General features: G+C 58.1%; 17 protein-coding genes. 5 read left to right on the plus strand and 12 right to left on the minus strand.

Annotation, left to right across the window (positions count from 1 at the left end):
* The first annotated feature begins 34 nt into the window (after positions 1–34).
* The 4 genes from AC6JBC_RS00755 to AC6JBC_RS00770 all read left to right on the plus strand — a co-directional run bounded on the left by AC6JBC_RS00755 (position 35) and on the right by AC6JBC_RS00770 (position 2,481).
* Entirely contained in the window at positions 35–193 is a 159-nt protein-coding gene (locus tag AC6JBC_RS00755; protein WP_498024833.1) for a hypothetical protein, read from the plus strand.
* Entirely contained in the window at positions 190–924 is a 735-nt protein-coding gene (locus AC6JBC_RS00760) for a ParA family protein (protein ID WP_498024835.1), read from the plus strand. Before AC6JBC_RS00755 ends, AC6JBC_RS00760 begins: the two co-directional genes overlap by 4 nt.
* On the plus strand, positions 924–1,802 hold the full coding sequence (locus tag AC6JBC_RS00765) for a ParB/RepB/Spo0J family partition protein (RefSeq protein ID WP_498024836.1): 879 nt from the start codon (positions 924–926) through the stop codon (positions 1,800–1,802). Before AC6JBC_RS00760 ends, AC6JBC_RS00765 begins: the two co-directional genes overlap by 1 nt.
* A 316-nt stretch (positions 1,803–2,118) precedes the next feature.
* A complete protein-coding gene (locus tag AC6JBC_RS00770; protein WP_498024838.1) occupies positions 2,119–2,481 on the plus strand; it encodes a plasmid mobilization protein in 363 nt (120 codons plus the stop codon).
* Between the two features lie 27 nt (positions 2,482–2,508).
* Here AC6JBC_RS00770 and AC6JBC_RS00775 read toward each other — a convergent pair whose 3' ends face one another.
* The 4 genes from AC6JBC_RS00775 to AC6JBC_RS00790 form a co-directional block, all read right to left on the minus strand.
* On the minus strand, positions 2,509–3,216 hold the full coding sequence (locus tag AC6JBC_RS00775) for a GntR family transcriptional regulator (RefSeq protein WP_498024839.1): 708 nt from the start codon (positions 3,214–3,216) through the stop codon (positions 2,509–2,511).
* Positions 3,217–3,325: 109 nt separating this feature from the next.
* Positions 3,326–3,733, minus strand: coding sequence for a GNAT family N-acetyltransferase (locus AC6JBC_RS00780; RefSeq protein WP_498024841.1), 408 nt, complete (start codon positions 3,731–3,733; stop codon positions 3,326–3,328).
* Positions 3,734–3,744: 11 nt separating this feature from the next.
* On the minus strand, positions 3,745–4,638 hold the full coding sequence (locus AC6JBC_RS00785) for an NAD(P)-dependent oxidoreductase (protein WP_498024843.1): 894 nt from the start codon (positions 4,636–4,638) through the stop codon (positions 3,745–3,747).
* Complete coding sequence (locus AC6JBC_RS00790) at positions 4,631–5,038, minus strand: carboxymuconolactone decarboxylase family protein (protein ID WP_498024844.1); 408 nt, start codon at positions 5,036–5,038, stop codon at positions 4,631–4,633. The genes AC6JBC_RS00785 and AC6JBC_RS00790 overlap by 8 nt, the downstream gene beginning before the upstream one ends.
* Positions 5,039–5,408: 370 nt before the next feature.
* Here AC6JBC_RS00790 and AC6JBC_RS00795 point away from each other — a divergent pair, with 370 nt between their 5' ends.
* A complete protein-coding gene (locus tag AC6JBC_RS00795; protein WP_498024845.1) occupies positions 5,409–6,809 on the plus strand; it encodes an NAD-dependent succinate-semialdehyde dehydrogenase in 1,401 nt (466 codons plus the stop codon).
* A gap of 80 nt (positions 6,810–6,889) precedes the next feature.
* Here the strand turns inward: AC6JBC_RS00795 and AC6JBC_RS00800 are convergent, their stop codons facing one another.
* The 8 genes from AC6JBC_RS00800 to AC6JBC_RS00835 form a co-directional block, all read right to left on the minus strand.
* Positions 6,890–8,134, minus strand: coding sequence for an MFS transporter (locus tag AC6JBC_RS00800; RefSeq protein WP_498024846.1), 1,245 nt, complete (start codon positions 8,132–8,134; stop codon positions 6,890–6,892).
* 143 nt (positions 8,135–8,277) lie between these two features.
* Positions 8,278–10,053, minus strand: coding sequence for a flavin-containing monooxygenase (locus tag AC6JBC_RS00805; RefSeq protein ID WP_498024848.1), 1,776 nt, complete (start codon positions 10,051–10,053; stop codon positions 8,278–8,280).
* Between the two features lie 258 nt (positions 10,054–10,311).
* Entirely contained in the window at positions 10,312–10,701 is a 390-nt protein-coding gene (locus AC6JBC_RS00810; RefSeq protein WP_498024850.1) for a VOC family protein, read from the minus strand.
* A gap of 118 nt (positions 10,702–10,819) precedes the next feature.
* Positions 10,820–11,206: a VOC family protein gene (locus AC6JBC_RS00815; protein WP_498024852.1), complete on the minus strand. Its 387-nt coding sequence runs from the start codon at positions 11,204–11,206 to the stop codon at positions 10,820–10,822.
* A 93-nt stretch (positions 11,207–11,299) separates the two neighbouring features.
* Positions 11,300–12,571, minus strand: a complete 1,272-nt coding sequence (locus tag AC6JBC_RS00820; protein ID WP_498024853.1) for an MFS transporter — start codon at positions 12,569–12,571, stop codon at positions 11,300–11,302.
* A gap of 94 nt (positions 12,572–12,665) precedes the next feature.
* Positions 12,666–14,084, minus strand: a complete 1,419-nt coding sequence (locus AC6JBC_RS00825) for an aminotransferase (RefSeq protein WP_498024855.1) — start codon at positions 14,082–14,084, stop codon at positions 12,666–12,668.
* Positions 14,085–14,146: 62 nt separating this feature from the next.
* Positions 14,147–14,905 carry an SDR family NAD(P)-dependent oxidoreductase gene (locus tag AC6JBC_RS00830; RefSeq protein WP_498024857.1) on the minus strand — a complete coding sequence of 253 codons (759 nt, stop codon included), beginning with the start codon at positions 14,903–14,905 and terminating at the stop codon, positions 14,147–14,149.
* Between the two features lie 113 nt (positions 14,906–15,018).
* A complete protein-coding gene (locus AC6JBC_RS00835; RefSeq protein ID WP_498024858.1) occupies positions 15,019–17,484 on the minus strand; it encodes a TonB-dependent receptor in 2,466 nt (821 codons plus the stop codon).
* Between the last annotated feature and the right edge of the window lie 62 nt (positions 17,485–17,546).

A 17,546-nucleotide genomic window follows, 5' to 3' on the forward strand; every position in this document is an offset into this window, starting at 1 on the left:
AGCCGGTTCGATTTCGACATTTGGGAGATAGGATATGAGCGGCATTGCTGAAGCTGGCCTCATCTTTCTCGTCATCATCGTGCTGGGCATCTTCGACAGGCGGGGCGGCGGGGGAGCGCCGCCTCGAACCCGCAACGAGGATGAGGAGACCTGGTGGTACGCCCGGCGATCCTGGTGGGATGACCGGCGATGAAAACGATCGCGGTAAACATCGAGAAGGGCGGGGCGGGCAAGACCACCATCGCCTGTCACCTTGCATGGCATTTGGCTGACGCCGGCCATCGAGTTCTGGTGCTGGACCTGGACCGCCAGTGTAACGCCTCCTCGGCACTGCGCGACTTTGAACCGCTGGGTTCGTGCAAGCCGCTGTTCGAAAAAGCGTTCCAGCCGCCAGCCGGGCTGAAGCGCGCGATTTATTCCAATCGCATGACAGGCGAATATGATGCCGACTATGGCAGGGCGCTCAGCGCCTTCCGCGCGAACTTCCCCACGCTGTCGGACAGATATGATTATTGCGTCATCGACACGCCGCCGGCCTGGAGTTGGATCAACTTCGCCGCGCTCATGGTCTGCGACGATCTGATTGTGCCGGTCGAGCTCGGACCCTTCGGGCCAGACTCGACCAGGCAGCTTTCCAATTCGATCCAGACCGTCAACCAGAAGGGCAGGCGCACCCCGATCCGGATTGCCGGACTGGTCGCGAACCGCGTCAAGGCCAATGACCGCAACCAGCTTGCGATGCTGGAGGAACTCAAAGCCAAGATCGGCCGCAATCTGTTTGCCACCCATCTTCCTGACCGGGCTCATTATAGTCAGGCGGTTCAGGCCGGGGTTCCGGTGTGGCGGTTCGAGAAGGATGTGCGCGCCTCATTGCCGCCGATGCGTGCCTTTCTCGAAGAGGCGATGGAGAGGATCAGATCCTGATGGACTTTGGTAATTTCGACATATTCGCAGCTAAGGACCACGTCGGGAACCAGGAGAGGGTGCTTTCGCTCGATCCTCACCAAGTCTCTCCCGATCCCGGCAATGTCCGCCGCGCGATCGAGCAAACCGAAATTGATGGCTTGGCCGAGACAATCGCCGCACGCGGCCAGTTGCAACCGATCATCGTTGCGCCGGCGGATGATGACGGTCGCTACAGGATCCAGTTTGGCGAGCGCCGCTGGCGCGCCTGCCTTCAACTGGGCCGTCCTGTCCAAGCCATCGTGCGCGGGGTGTCCGATCCCGATCAGTTGCGCGTGGATCAGTTCATAGAAAATGACCAGCGTGAAGATCTGTCTGTCCGCGACATGATCGCCTTTGTTGCCGATCAGGTGGCGGGCGGCAGAAGCATCGCCGATCTCGCCCGCGGAACTGGTCGTGATCGCGCACGCCTTTCCCGCTTGCACAGCCTGGCGACAGCGCCGGATTTTATCGTGGCTCGCCTGGACGATCTGCCCATCCGCGGTGCGGTCGCCTTGATGAACGCCGCAGCTCATGATGAAGCGGGGGTGAGGCTGCTCCTCGACGGGGCGCCGGTCGGCTCCCTGACGATCGCCGATTGTGAAGCCTTCGCTCGCCGTGACACGGCAGCGCGAACCTTCCCGGAAACGCAGGAGCGCGTTTCCCCGGCGCCCACTCCGGCCGCACCGGCGCCTCTGCCAAAGCACCCGAAGCAGTCCCATCGTGCCCCGGCCGCTCCCTCGGGTTGGGAGCAGACAGAGGCCGTGCGGTTTATCGACATCGATGGAAAGCGCGCCCGGCTGATCGAGGCGGTGGTACATTTCGAAGGCGAAGACCAGGCGCGCACCGTTCAATTTTAACTCTGCCCCTTAAGCCCGCATTCCTTTCCGCGTTTTCCAAACCTCCCCGACTGACAGAAGGCTGTGGCACGCGCCACAGATTGGAGCGTGATTTTGTGGAAGTTGATTGATGGCAGGATAGGGGTTGTGGTTGCCGTTGTATTACAGTAGCTTAGCAGTACAGGAAGAGGATCGCCATCGTGACAACCTCCACTGAAACCAAGTCCATCATGACGGTACGCGTCGATCGGGCGACGCTTGCGGCTTTCGACGCGCTTGCCGAGGGGAGGGGAGGGGAGGGCGCAGTGCTCTCCTTCGGTCCTTGCTGGACCAGGCGATGCGGCAAGCTGGCGGCGCTCCCAATGTCGAGGCACGTGGGGAGCGGACCACCAATCGCATTTCTTTCCGTGTGACCGATACGGAGATGGCGGTCCTGGGTGTGCGCGCCGCTCAGCGCGGAACGGACAGGGCAGGGTGGGTGAAGGCCCTGATGCGTCGGCACCTTGGTCTCAAGGGCCATGTCGACGACGGCTTGCGCGAAACGCTCGGACCCGTGCGGATGCAGTTGCAACGCATCGGGCGCAATCTCAACCAGGCCATGAAGGCGGGTAGACCACTATTGCCACACGAAAATGCAGTGAACCATTGCGCGGGAGACGCTGATACTGACTTTTGTTTGTTGAAGAGCGCGGAACCATGATCCCAGGATGCATTGATCATTTCGCAGTTAGATCACGTTCTTCGCTTCCTGAGCCCGTAAAAACGAAAGGGCAGCTTCGGCGGCTTTCTGCACATGGAATCGGCATGCTGCTGCGGCACCTTCAGCATCTTTCTGCTCTATTAATTCGATGATCTTCCGCATCTCTTCGATCGTGTGCTTGAGCCGCCCTGGCGCCGAAAGCGAGTAAGCGCGCAGCTGTTGATTGCGATGAAGGATCGTCGTCAGCATCCGTGACGCATAGCTGTTTCCGCAACCGGCGAGCAGGACATCGTAGAGTTGTTGCTTGATGGCCAGGATCGCATCTTTGCTGTCGGTTGCCTCTGATATGGCGAGCCGATCGAACACCGCGCGCAGCGCCGCTCGATCGCTCTCGCTGGCTTTGCGCGCAAACTCATATACCACCAAGCCTTCAAGCTGGGCGCGAACGGCGTAGATGTCCTCGGCTTCATCGGCTGTCAAAGTCGTAACGATAGGTCCGCGGTGTGGACGCTGCTCGACCAAACCCTCGGCTTCCAGCAACCGGATCGCCTCCCGGATGATTTGCCTGCTTGTGCCGAAGGTTTCCATGAGGAGGCGATCAGACAGATGTGTGCCCGGCGAATAATGACCAGTGACGATCGCATCCCGGAGTGCGTCCTCGACTTGCCGACGTACCGGCATAGGCTCAATTCGGCGGGGGGCACCTTCCTCGGCATCCGGTGCAAATTTCGCCACGCTTTTCACGCCTCCCTCCACGCAACGATAATAGAGGGCCGATGCGATGCGCCATCTGCCGTTGAACAGTCAACGGCTATCGGCCTCGAAAGCTAGAGAATTCTCATGTCTAACGGATCCGAGGATAAAGAAACGCTCTGTCAGATGCTGGCATGTCGATCTTTTGATAGAAGCCCACCGCATCAGGTGCGGACAAAAGCAGCAACATGGATTCCTCGCCGATCAGATTGCGTGTTTCCTCAATCAGCCGCTTGCCAATGCCGCGACCTTTGAAGGCAGCATCCACGGCCAAGTCAGCGAGGTAGGTGGCAAAGGACCAATCGGTAAGCGATCGGGCTATTCCTACAAGCTGCCCTGTCTCAACAAGGCGTGCAGTGACGATCAGATCGGCATTGTCGAGCATCCGTTGGAGACGAGGGAAATCCTTTGCTGGCCTCCTCAAGGCCAAGCCGGATTTTTCGAGCAAATCGGCAAATTGCGAAGCCGTTACCGTGCCGCGTCCATATTCAATTTGCATTCAACGGCCTTTCATTCCCGAAGCGTCTCCAGATATCGATTGATCTCGGTATGGTCTGCGCCATCCTGAAGTTGCTCTAGTGCAGCGCCCCACAATGAAGCCATGAGGTGCGAAGTGGGGGAGGGGGCCGCCATTGCATCCGCCAAATCGGCTGCAACGCGTAAATCCTTCGCCATCAGCGCAAGCGAAAAGCCGCCATCGTAGGAGCCCGACAGGATGAAAGGCTTCATCTTGTTTTCGGTGCTATTGTTGCGGCCGGTTGAAACGTTGAGGATATCGACCATCTGCTCGGGGTCGAGACCGAATTTCTTGCCGATTGCCAGCGCCTCACATGCTGCGGTCAATCCAGCAGCCGACACGAAATTGTTCAGCGCCTTCATGGCGTGACCCGACCCGAGTGGCCCTGTTTCGAAGATGGAGCGGCCAAGAGCTTCGAGAACCGGTTTCACGCGGGCCACGCTTGCGGGATCGCCGCCAATCATGATCGCCAACGAGCCATCGACTGCACGTTTGACACCACCGGACACCGGAGCATCGACCATATGCAACCCGCGCTTTTCGAGTTCCTGGCCGAGTTTACGGGTTTCAGCGGGGACAGACGAGGACATGTCGATCAGCACCGCGTGGCCGAGATGGTCGGCCAGCGAGTCCAGCACCACCTGGTTCACGATCTTGGAGTTCGGCAGCATCGTAATGACAGCTTCTGCGCCTTCCAAGGTCAGGCTGGCATCTCCGCAGATCTTGCCGCCGGCTTCCAGAAGCTCGTTGCAGGCGTCCTGCGAGAGGTCGAAACCCTGGACTTGATATCCTGCCTTGATGAGGCACTTCGCCATGGGCAATCCCATCGTGCCCAGCCCTACAAATCCGATGATGGCGGGTGCTGCAATTTGCGCGTTGTCAGTCATTGCTGATCAGGCCCATCTCAGCGAGCACCTCTGAAGCGAGGCGGAAATGTTCAAGGGATGCTGGCAGGCCAGCATAAATCGCGCTCTGGAGAAGGATTTCCTTGATTTCATCCACTGTCACGCCGTTGTTGATGGCGCCGCGAACGTGAACTTTGAATTCGTGATGACGGTTGAGAGCGGTGAGCATGGCAAGGTTGACCATGCTGCGCGCTTTGTGATCCAGGCCCGAACGCGACCAGATGTCGCCCCAACAATATTCCGTCGTGAATTTCTGGATGTCCATGTTGAAGGGCGTTGCAGCGTTCAGGGACTTTTCGACATAGGCATCGCCGAGCACTGCCTTGCGGACCGCAAGGCCCTTTTCGAATTGGGGACCCGCATCCCCGAACAGATCACTCATCCTGGATCCTTTCTCTTGAACAGTCGTCTTACTCGGTGGCCAACGGCGAGGCGTTCGCTTCAGCCCGCTCCAGTTCGCAGGGATACTTTGTAAGAAGATCTGAAGCTCCGAAGCGCCGAGATTGAATCGATCTATGCGCGGAAATATTGTCCGTCAATCCGCTTGACGGATATTTGTTTGCAGAGCTAATGGACCGCCCCTATCATATGGCATAATTGCAGGCTGACTCCCGGGCGCTTCTGTGCTCAGCGCGGCGATACGGGGTAATCGATCACCGGATGAGCAATGTCGCTCCTCCGCGCGAAGGTCCTCAATTCCAAGTCGTCATTTTTGCGGCAACTCGCTGCGAACACCAATAAGGAGAGCAGAGATGGCTCGATCGAAAGTGGCCCCCAATGAGTCTGCGGCAATTAATCCCACCACCGGCGAAGTGCTCACCCGCTATCCCCACCAGACTCACGATCAGGTTCAGAGCCTGCTGGACCAGTCTGTCGCGGCATTCAGAATTTGGCGCGATGTAGAGCCGATCGACCGCGCAGTTTTCTTCGACAGGCTCGTCGACATTCTGCGCGCGCGAATGGACGAATTTGCGATCACCATGACCCGCGAAATGGGAAAGCCCGTCACCCAGGCGAAGGCCGAAATCGAGAAATGCGCCAATTTGTGCGAATGGGCGGCCGCCCGCGGCGCTCCACTGCTTGATGACGAACCCACGGAAATCGAAGGGCAGGCTGCTTATGTCTCTTACCTGCCGCTCGGCTCGATCCTCGGCATCATGCCGTGGAATTTTCCATTCTGGCAGGCCATGCGCGGCATCGTCCCGGTCGTTCTTGCTGGAAATGCTTTTATCCTGAAACATGCTCCGAACTGTCTGGCGACTGCCTACAATGTCGCCTCGGCTTTCGAGGAGGCTGGTTTCCCCAAAGGACTGATCTCGGTCCTGAACGTCGCTCAGAACGATATCGAAGCGATCATCGGCGATGACCGTGTCGCTGCCGTCAGCCTGACCGGCAGCGTGCGCGCGGGTTCGGCGGTTGCGTCGCAGGCGGGGCGAGCGATCAAGAAGACATTGCTTGAGCTGGGCGGTTCCGATCCGTTCATCGTGCTCGCTGATGCGGATCTCGATCGCGCTGTCCCCGCTGCTGTGCTCGCCCGTTTCCAGAATTCCGGTCAGATCTGCATCGCGGCCAAGCGCATCATCGTCGAAGAGCCGATCGCGGAGGAATTTTCCAGGCGCTTTGTCGCTGCGGTGAAGGACCTCAGGGTCGGCAACCCGGAGGAGGAAGATACCTATATCGGCCCGATGGCGCGTGTGGACCTGCGGTCGGAACTCGCCGACCAGGTCAAGCGGACGGTTGAGCAAGGTGCCAAGGTGCTACTGGAGGGCGGACCGCAAGACGGTGCCGAAGGGACAGCTTTCTTCAAGCCGGTAGTCCTTGCCGGTGTCAAGCCGGGCATGGCAGCCTTCGAGGAGGAGACATTCGGACCGGTCGCATCGATCATCACGGCGAAGGACGCGGAAGATGCGATCCGTCTCGCCAACCAGAGCGAATTTGGCCTGTCAGGAGCGATCTGGACAGCGGATGTCGCCAAGGCGCGCAAATATGCCCGCCGTATTGAGAGCGGGGGCGTGTTCATCAACGGCTTCGCCGCGTCCGATCCGCGCACCCCGATCGGCGGCGTGAAGAAGAGCGGATATGGACGCGAGCTGTCGCATTTTGGTGTCCGCGAATTCACAAACGCCCAGATCGTTTGGGTCGATCGCCGTTAAGAGTTGGCGTCGGCGGCCGGGTGAGATGAACACGGGCGGCGGGTAAGGGGGGTTGGGTCTCGCGAAGAGGCGACAACCGGTCAAGGGTGGTCATACAGGCCGCTAATAGTCGGAGCGAGCGGCTGCGGTTTGAGATTGGGCAAGAAGACAGCAAGCAACCCGATCGCCGGGAGAAAAGAACAAATCGCGTAAACCATTTCGATACCTGCCCGGTCGGCAACTTCACCAAGAACGGCTGCGCCTAGCCCGCCCATCCCGAACGAAAAGCCGAAGAACAGGCCGGACATCATGCCGATCTTACCTGGCACAAGGTCTTGCGCAAACACGACGATTGCCGGGAAAGCAGAGGCGAGGATCAGGCCAATCGCCACAGTCAGTGGGCCAGTGCAGGCCAGGCTGGCATGCGGCAGCATCAAGGTGAAGGGGAGCGCGCCGAGTATCGAAAACCAGATCACATATTTCCGGCCGAACCGATCACCGAGCGGTCCACCCATTATTGTGCCAATAGCGACCGCCGCTAGAAACGCGAACAAATGTAGCTGTGCGTTTCCTACAGACACACCAAAGCGATGGATCAGATAAAATGTCAGATAGCTGGTAAGGCTCGCCAGATAGACATATTTCGAAAAGCTGAGCGCCAGCAGAACCGCGATTCCGCTGAGCAGCTTGCCCCGGGGCAGGCTCGTAATCGCCTTCCTATCCCTCTTCCCCGACGATAAACGCGAGAGCCCATGATGCCGATACCATCGACTGACATTCCACAGGATCGCGCAGGATAACAGCGCGAGCAGCGCGAAGGCAGCGAGGCTGGACTGGCCCCAGCGCATGACGACGATGGCGGCCGCCAGTGGACCGAGCGCCGCCCCGGCATTGCCGCCAACTTGAAACATCGACTGGGCGAGCCCGTGCCTGCGCCCCGCAGCCATTCGCGCGACGCGCGATGATTCAGGGTGGAAAACAGAAGAACCGATGCCCAGCATCGAGGCCCCGAGCAGCAGCAGTCCGTAGCTGTGCGCAGCCGATAGCACCAGCAGCCCAGCCAGTGAAACAAGGGTTCCAAGCGGCAGCGCAAGCGGTGTCGGTCGCTTGTCGGCATAAAGGCCGACTAGAGGTTGGAGGATCGATGCCGTCATCTGGCAAGCCAGGGTGACCAATCCGATCTGGCTGAACGAAAGCCCCAACTCCGCCTTCAGGTTCGGATAAATGGCGGGCAGCAGCGACTGCAACATATCATTGATCAGATGGCAGGCGCTGATCGCCGCGATTATGCCGAAAGCCGTGGTTTCAGAAGTGGGTAGAGCGGGGGCAGCTTTCGTCGCATTCATTGTAAAATCGGTCCTGGTTTCAGATCACGCCATAGCCCCCTTCACGAGCGTGACCACCAAAATCGCTATTCTTCCACGTAGTTGATAGTTGGGAAGGCGCGCGTCCCATATTCGAGCGATCTGATCGACGGTTCCAGCTCCCGCTAATTCTTCGATATTTCCAGCCCTTCCAGCCCACCTTTCTCACGCCAGGCTTTGAGCGTCTTGATATACTGCATCGTGCCTCCCGTGAACGCGGCGTTGCGCGCCATGCGGGGATCTCCCAACTGACCTTCATTATTGTAGAAGCCCGGCGTGCACTCGTTGACGGATTTCGCGTTCGCCATCAAATGCGTGAAGAGTATATTGAGCCAGTGCTGCTGCCCTTCCTCAGTCGGCTCGAACGTCCGCCCTTCCATGTCGATCATCTGCTTGATGACATAGACGGTTTGGACCGCAACCTCGTCGGTGACGTGGAGATAGTTGGCAGCGGTGCCGCCCTGTATCAGGCTGAACATGAGGAGGTTTGGAAACCCGCGAGCATAGATGCCGTGGATTGTCGCGGCGCCTTCCTGCCAGGCTTCGGTCAACGCCTGACCATCCCGGCCATAAAGCTCGAATCCGAGCCTGCGCGTGTAACCGGTCGTTACCTCGAAGCCCGAAGCGTAGACCAGGCAGTCGACAGGATAGTCGACCCCATCGACGACGACGCTATTCTCGGTGATCCGTTCTACACCTTTGCCGCCTGTATCGACCAGCGTGACATTTGGCCGATTGAAGCTGTCGAGATATTCGTCATGGAAGCAAGGGCGCTTGCACATGGTGTAATACCATGGCTTAAGCGCATCTGCCGTAGCTGGATCGCGTACGATATGATCGATGCGCGACCGCACCGTCTCCATATTGGCGAAGTCAGCCATTTGGCGCTCTTCGGGAGTGGAGCCGGGGTTGCTGGCGCTGCCGAAAATCTCCGTCCAACCGTCGCCGACCAAATCCTCTTGCACTTGTTCGCCAGAAACGATGGAGGTAAAATTTTCCATCCGGCGCTGCTGCCAACCGGGTTGAAGCGACTTTGCCCATTCGGGATCGGTTGGGCGATTGGCCCTGACGCCCACTGCCGAGGGGGTGCGCTGGAAGACGTAAAGATGCTTGGCGTCCCGTGCGAGAGGCGGCACCGCCTGCACCGCCGTCGCGCCGGTACCGATGATGCCGACGCGCTTGTCCGCCAGTCGATCCATGGGTTCGTATGGACCGCCACCAGTATAATCATAATTCCAGCGACTGGTGTGGAAGCTATGCCCCTTGAATGTTTCGATGCCTGGGATGCCGGGGAGCTTGGCCTTGAACATCGCGCCGCCGGCGATGATGAGGAAACGCGCCTTCAGTACGTCGTCCCGGTTGGTTTTGACGAGCCAGCGAGCGGACCCTTCATCCCAACGTACCTCTGAAACCACGGTCTGGAACAAGGCGCGGTCGTACAGATCGAAATGGCTGGCGAGCCTTTGGCAATAGGCGAAGATCTCGGGCGCCTTGGTGTATTTCTCCGTCGGAACGTAGCCGGTTTCCTCAAGCAGCGGCAGGTAGACATAGCTTTCGATGTCGCATGCCGCCCCCGGATAGCGGTTCCAGTACCAGGTGCCGCCGAAGTCGCCGCCTTTTTCGACGATGCGAAAATCTCCGATGCCCTGCTGCCGCAGGCGTGCCGCAGCCAGCATTCCCCCAAAGCCGCCGCCGACGATCGCGACGTCGGTCTCCTCCATGACCGCAGGGCGGGTGAAGCTTGGATCGGCATTGGGGTCTCTATCGAGGTCCTGAAACGCGCCGCTCAGATCGAGATACTGATCAGGACCATCAGGCCGCAAACGCTTTTCGCGCTCAATGCGGTATTTCTCCGCCAAAGCTTCAGGTGATACTTCAACCGACTCTCTCGAATTGCTCATCGAGCTTACTCCAATTCTTTGTACTTAAGCGCCGAGCTGCCGCAATCGTCAGAACTGTGAGGAGGACTTGACGGGCGCTGAGCCCGTCGATGCGAGGAAGCGATCTGAGCCAGCAGTCTGCCCCCCAAACCACAGCTAAAAAGGCTGCGTCAAACTATCCGTCGCGCTGCCCGCCATCTATCCTCGTTCAGACAATCAGGCCATTTCTCGTACGGATAAAGTCTGTCTCACACCGACCCGCTTCTTCCTGCACTCGGATCAGGCAACAGATTGCATGATCTCGATGTTGTGACCTTCTGGATCGGCGATCATAGCATAGCGGAATTTATATTCTTCCAGTGTTTCGGCTGCTCTGGTGCTTTTGCCGCCCACGGCCTCTGCGGCCGCCACGACCGCGTCCACATCTTCAACCATGAAAGCAATCACTGCTTCGCCGGGCGTTGGAGCAGGTTTGTTCACATAGTGCAGCAGAGCAATTTGATTATCATTCTCTCCTGCAGATAAGAAAATCTCCAAATGAGGGTCATCGGTTGCCAGTGCATCGAAACGTCGAACCTCCTTCATGCCAAACACGTCTTTATAAAAGCGTGCCAAAGACTCTGAATCGCGCACGACCAGTTTGAAATAGTATAAGGCAGTCTTGTTCATATATTGACCCTCATCATGATCAATTTTCTAAAGAACAGGGGGCAGGTTTTGTATGAGATTGCCCGTATCACATGCGCACGCTCTCACGATCATGCCCCTGTGTCTTCTTATGCCCAGATCAGAGGCCGAATTGCATGAGCTCGAGAACATGACCTTCGGGGTCAGCGATTGTTGCCCAGCGGAAATTATGCTCTTCGAGCGTCTCGGCTGGCAGGACTATGCTGCCCCCTCCTGCTAGTGCAGCAGCCACAGCGGCGTCCACATTTTTAACCGTGAAGGCAACCCTTACTTCGCCTGGCGTGGGCGCGGGCTTATTCAGATATTGCAGCAGGCAAAGTTGTTCTGTCGTACCCGAAGACATGAATATCTCCAGGTGCGGACGGATGTGCTCGGGTTCAAAGATACGACGTATCTCCTTCATCCCGAACACACTGGCATAAAATGGAGCTAGTGCCTCTGCGTCTCTAACCAGAAGCTTGACATAATGTAGGGACGTATTGCTCATGGATTTTCCTCTCACTGAAACCAAATCAGGGCTGATATAGGATGTTGATCATTTTGCCCGGCATCAAACACTGTTGATCATTACGGAACCGCTTCAGACCGGTCCCGATGGCAGCGGATCGGCGTGCGGCATGGTTGGAGCGCCCTTGCCGCGTCGGGCAAGTTGCCAATTTATCCATATATATGCTGCGGCTGCTGTTAGACACACGAGGATCATCCCGATGAACACCGGCCGGTAGCCGCCGAACATGTCGTGCAGCTGCCCCGCGGCAGGCGCCATCGAGAATGTGAATGGAAGCGCGAACATACTCAACAGTCCGAGTACTTTTGGCAGTGCCTTCATGCCGAAAACCTGGACTGTCAGCGCGCTTACCGGCGGGAAAACGGCGGCGCCGCATGTGCCGATGAGGATGGCCGAAACTGCCAAGACAGGGAGCCATCCCGTGATCGCAATCAAGGACCACGCCAGCGCGAAGCCCAGCGCAACCAATCCAAGCGTTTTGGCAGCGCCGATACGATCGCAGGCATAGCCCGCGATAAGAGAGCCGAGAATACTCATGCCGTTCGAGACAGTAAGGAGTGCCGCTCCGGTCTGCATGGATGCGCCATATCCCGTGACAATCGGCAGCATATGGGCCGAGCCCACGATGGCTGCTCCGTTCAAGATGCCATTACCAAGCGCGATCAGCCAGAAAATCCGATCGTGGAAAATCCCTTGCGTTGCGCCGCTTGCGTTGTCTTCCGTCAGGTCTTGCGAATGTGCGGGTTCCGTTGAAGCTTCGACCACGCCGAGCATCAGTGGAAGCAAGAGCAAATGTGTCGTCGCAAGTGTCAGGTAAAAGCTTGGCAAGCCATAACGCTGAATGATGGTTACACCGAGCAGGGGCAGGATTGTCGCCAGGATTGGAAGATAGACGATCCCCATCGCCTTGCCCCGTGCCTCGGGATACCAGCCACTCGCCAGGATCGCAGGCGGAAGAACAGCGAACAGCGCACCGCCCGGCCCAATTAGGAGGGCGCATGCCATCAGGGCCAGAGGCAGCGAAGCGGCGTAGGCCAACGCCACGTATCCAGCGGAAGATATCAGAACTCCAGCGGACATCACTGATCGAATGCCAAAGCGAGCGATCAGCCCGGCAATCAGCGGGCCGAGGCCCATCATGGAAAGCACGGTGATCGATAAGCCGAGAGCGGCTGAGCCCAGCGACGCGTCATACCGCTGCTGCAGCGCCAAGACGCTGAGGCCCAGGCCGGCGAAAGCACATCCTGTGCCTATATTTTGCGCAAGCGTGGCACGAATGAGCATGCTTTTCCGGCGCCCGCGCCACCCGATGCCCGATCTATCTGCGCCAATATTACCGGTCATGTGTTCAGGCCCTTCTTCGAATGCGGCATGGCGCGAGCATGTGCTCGACAAGTGCCTCTGCGGCTTGCCGCAGAGGCTCGTCGTCTAGATTCTGTTACGAGAAACTTTGCTCGAACAGATCCATAGCGCGGGCGAACCGCGCGAAAAGCTCATCCAGCTCCTCAGATGTGATGATGAGCGGCGGGCAGAAAACAATGGTATCTCCCCCCAATGCCCGGACGATAAGCCCCTGCTTCATCGCAATTTCGGCAAGGCGAGGGCCAGCCTTGACGGCAGGATCAAAGGCTACACGGGCCGCGGGATCGGCATATAGCTCGATGGCGCCGACGAAGCCCACGCCGCGGACTTCACCGACATATTTCCGCCCCTCATAGCTGCGTATGGCGGCCTGAAGCTTCGGCGCCAGAGCCTGCACATGGCCGAGAATATTTTCCTCTTCATAAATGTTCAGCGTTTCCAGCGCGATGGCAGAACTTACTGGATGGCCCGAATAGGTGAAACCATGCCCGAATATGCCGATGTTGCCGCTGTTGGCTGCTACGGCCGCATATACCTTTTCATTGATCATCACTGCGGAGATCGGCGCATAACCTGACGACAGTCCCTTCGCAGTGGTCAGAATGTCCGGCTTCAGGCCGTAAGTATCCGAACCGTACATCTGACCAGTGCGCCCATAGGCGCACACGACTTCGTCCACGATGAACAGCACCTCATATTTGGACAGCACCTTTTGCACTTTATCAAAATAGGTGGCTGGCGGAATGATAGCTCCACCCGCGCCCATGATTGGTTCAGCAATGAATGCGCCGACCGTTTCAGGCCCTTCCTTCAGGATCATCTGTTCCAAGTTGTCGGCGAGGCGGGTGGCGAAGTCCTCTTCACTTTCGCCCGGTTCGGCGTAGCGGAAATAGTGCGGGCAGTCCGTGTGCAGTATTCCGTCGATCGGCAGATCAAAATCGCGGTGGTTGTTGACGAGGCCGCACAGGCTGGCGGACGCCACGGTGACGCCGTGATAAGCATTGTGGCGCGCGATGATCTTCTTCTTTTCAGGCTTGCCGATGGCATTGTGATAATACCAGACCAGCTTTACCGCAGTGTCATTCGCTTCCGATCCGCTATTTGCAAAGAACACCTTCGACATTGGCACCGGTGCGATCGACAGCAATTTATGAGCGAGCGCAGTGGCCGCGGGGTTCGACCGCCCGCCAAAAGTATGGTAGGTGGGCAGTTGTTGCAAGGCGTCGTAACCGGCCTTGGCGAGCCGCGCATTGCTGAACCCCAGTGTAGCGGACCACAGTGCCGAAACTGCTTCGATGTATCGATTGCCGTGATCGTCTACCACAAAAATGCCGTCGCCACGCGCGATGGTCAGCGGCCCAGTGTCCGGGTGCGTCGCCAGATTGGTGAAAGGGTGCAGATGCGCTGCAATATCGTTCTTGGCATTCGTGGCGGAGTTGCCCATTATCTTCATCTTTCCAAGTCTTAAAACTGATTTTTGGTTCGATTGGCCCAAATCGGCATGCCCTATAAGCGGCGTCGGTTTTCAACCGATTTGTTGAGCTTTTCCATCGGCGGTTACATGTCTTCCAATACGGGCACGGTGTAGTTTAAACCCTGCCTGCCGCCGTCGGCGTAGATTGTCTGACCGGTAATGTAAGAGGACTGATCGCTCGCCAGGAATGTTGCAACATTCGCGATCTCAGCGGTGGTGCCCAGTCGTCCCATCGGCGTACGGCTGAGGATGGTATGCTTTGTTCCCCGGTCTTCCATAATAGCTTGGGCCATATCGGTAAGGATCGTGCCCGGACCGATCGCGTTGACGCGGATACCGCGCGGTGCAAGCGCGATCGCCGCCACGTTTGTAAGCTGCTTGATAGCGCCTTTCGACACCGCGTAAGGTATCTGATTGGGTATGGCGAGTTCGGCGTTAATCGACGACATGTTGATGATCGATCCGCCGCCCTCCATGAGCTTGGCGGCATGCTGTGTCGCAAGAAACGCGGCTTTCACATTGACCATCATCACCCGGTCGAAAGCTTCCTCGGTGATATCCTCAAGTTCGGCCTTATGAATAATTCCGGCATTGTTCACGAGGATGTCCAAGCCACCCCAAGCCGCGTCCGCCTGAGCAAACAGAGCATCAATGTCCGCCTTTTTCGCAACATCGGTGATAGCGGACAGTTGCCCAAGTCCTGCAGCAACGGCGTGCACGGCATCATCACGATCCGCGAGAAGGACCAAAGCTCCTTCGGCCGTGAAACGTTCTGCGATCGCGGCGCCGATGCCCCGCGCAGCGCCCGTTATAATAGCTCTTTTTCCCGCCAATGCTGTCATTGTTCATTTCCCGATCTTATCATCTGCTTGACCAAATGCTCACGACCTCTCCACTGTCTTCATTATTAGAGTAGCGCCATCACGCCTCTAAGAGCGTGATGGCGCCCGCTCATTCAGCTGCCAAAACGATACCGAACCGAAATCCCGTACATTCTTGGTTCGCCGTAAATGTAGGAGTTGAAACCGCTCTGGTATGAGACGCCGTTACTGCTGACTATGTATTTCTCATTGGTCAGGTTGGTGGCGAAAGCGCCGAGGTCGAAGTTCGATCCTGCGACATTCTGCCACTGCAGGTTCACGCTCAGCAAGCCATAGCCATTACCCGGTCCGCACTGGACAGAACCGGCATAGGGACCTGACTGCAGGCGGGGGCAGTTGCCACCGATATAGGCGAAGGGCTCATCGATCGGTGCCTTGGCTGGCGAGGTATATTGGGCGTCGATATAGGCGTAGGTAGCCGTAATGCTGACCTTGCCGATCGACTCATCCAAGGGGAGATCGACCCTACCCGTCACGCTGAACTGGTTCTTCGGCGTGAACTGGAACGGGATATCCTTCAGGACGCACTGGCCAGTGGCGCCATTGAACGGAACGCCGACGCCGCAATCAAAACCGGGGGGCAGGCCAAAGGCAGGAATGCCGTCAGGGAACAGGGACGGAGCATTATATTCGTCATATTTGGCCATTGTGCGCGAATAGGTGCCTGACAAGGTAAGCCACTGGGCTGGGCGTATCTCGCCTTCAAATTCAAAACCCTGGATATGCGCCCGGCCCGCATTGCTGGTCTGCGCGCCGAAGACCTGCTGACCATTATAGATATACGCCGTCCCTCCGGTCCTCTGCAGATCCCGGTAGGCAGTGTAATAATAATCCAGATTGGTCCGGATGGGGATGCCGCCCAGATGCCAGTCCGCCTTTATGCCACCTTCATAGGAGGTGACGAATTCGGGCTGGAAGGCGCGCAGTTCGGGTGCTGGCGTCGCCGTCCCGATGCCGCCCGTCTTATACCCGCGGCTGACCTTGCCGTAGAGCAGGATATTCTGCATGACATTGTAATCGAGGCCGATCGTCCAGTTCGGCGCCTTGAACTTGGCGCGCTCTGTGATGACCGGGGCACCGGGCAGGCCGAAGTTGGAGAAGGCCGTCAGGCTGTCCCATGTATAGCGATAGCCAGCGGTCAGCCGCAGCCCCTCAAGGCTGTCCGAGAAGCTGCCGAAGGACAGCGTTCCCTGCGCATAGAGCGCCTGGCTTGTCGACCTCTGGCCTCTTCGGGTCAGGTTATAGGGGGCAACAAGCTGCAAGCCGAGTGGTTTGACGCTCTCATAATAAGCACCCAGGGTGAAGTTGAGCGCGTCTCCTGCCACCTTGCCCTGAAGCTGGGGCTCGAAGGAATATTGCCGAACATCGGTGTAGTAGTTGTAGCTTGGAAGCCCGCCCGGATCGATTTCCTGCGCGCCGATCGAGCCCCCGCCATTTGTGGATATGGGCAAGCGGTGATCGTCGGGAATGGCGTCGCCATCGAAGGGTGCGCTGTTTTTCAGGCGCTGGAAATTGGCCACATTGCGGAAGGTCAGATTGTCCGTAAGCTCTGCCGAGAAGATGTCCGTCAGGGAGAAGTAGCGCGTCCGCTCGCTAAACAGGATGGGGCTTAGTTCTACCGAGCGGATACCGCGATCGATCTGCTGCTGCAGATAGGTGCTGTAGGGCGTACCCGTCTGGGGATTGGAACCAGACGGAACGGCGTTGAGCACCGTGCCCGTGCCATGCTCCTGGACGCGAGCCACGGTCGCGAGCAGGAAATTCTCGATACCCGGCGCCAGTCGCCAGGTCAGACCTGCGCGGAAGGAGTAGCGGTTGCGATTATCGAGGTCGGTATTCGTGGTGATCTCGTGCGTGAAGCCGTCGCGCTTCTGATACATGCCAGCGACGCGCAGCAGCAGCGTGTCTTCGACGATCGGCACGTTGAGCGCGCCGCGCGCTTCGATCGAGTCATAATTGCCATATTGGATCTGACCGTAGCCCTCGAACCGGTCGGTAGGACGCTGCGGCTCGAACAGCACGGCGCCGCCGGTCGTGTTACGGCCGAACAGAGTGCCCTGCGGTCCGCGCAAAACCTGCAGGCTGGCGAGGTCATAATAGTTGAGGCCGCCACCATTTTGCGCATTGTTGCGCTGGTCGGCGATGAGCGGAACTTCGGCCGAGTACAGCACCACGCCCGGGGCCGCATTGAAGGTCGCACCCTGGCCACGGATGGTGATGTTTTCGGTGCTGCGCTGCTGTCCTGATCCGCCGACTACGAGCGAGGGGACTTGCCCAAGTAGGTCCTGAGTGTTCGAGATATTCCGCTGGGTGAGCGAATTGGCATCGAAGGCGCTGGCGGAAATCGGAACCGATTGCAGTCGCTCCGCCCGCCTGCGCGCAGTGACGACGATCTCCGAGAGGCCCGTCCCTGGGGTCGAAGTTTGGGGAGCCTGCTCACCGACTGGGGTCGCCGAAGGCGATGTTTCAGCAAGCGCTACGCTGGTCCAACTCACCAAAGCGGCTCCGCTCATCAACGTGCGAATGAGACAACTATTCATGCATACTTCTCCCTGTTATAAAAGATCAGTCATTTATTATTGATTATTGTAAAAATGACTTC

The sequence above is a fragment of the Sphingobium sp. RC1 genome (assembly GCF_059738765.1).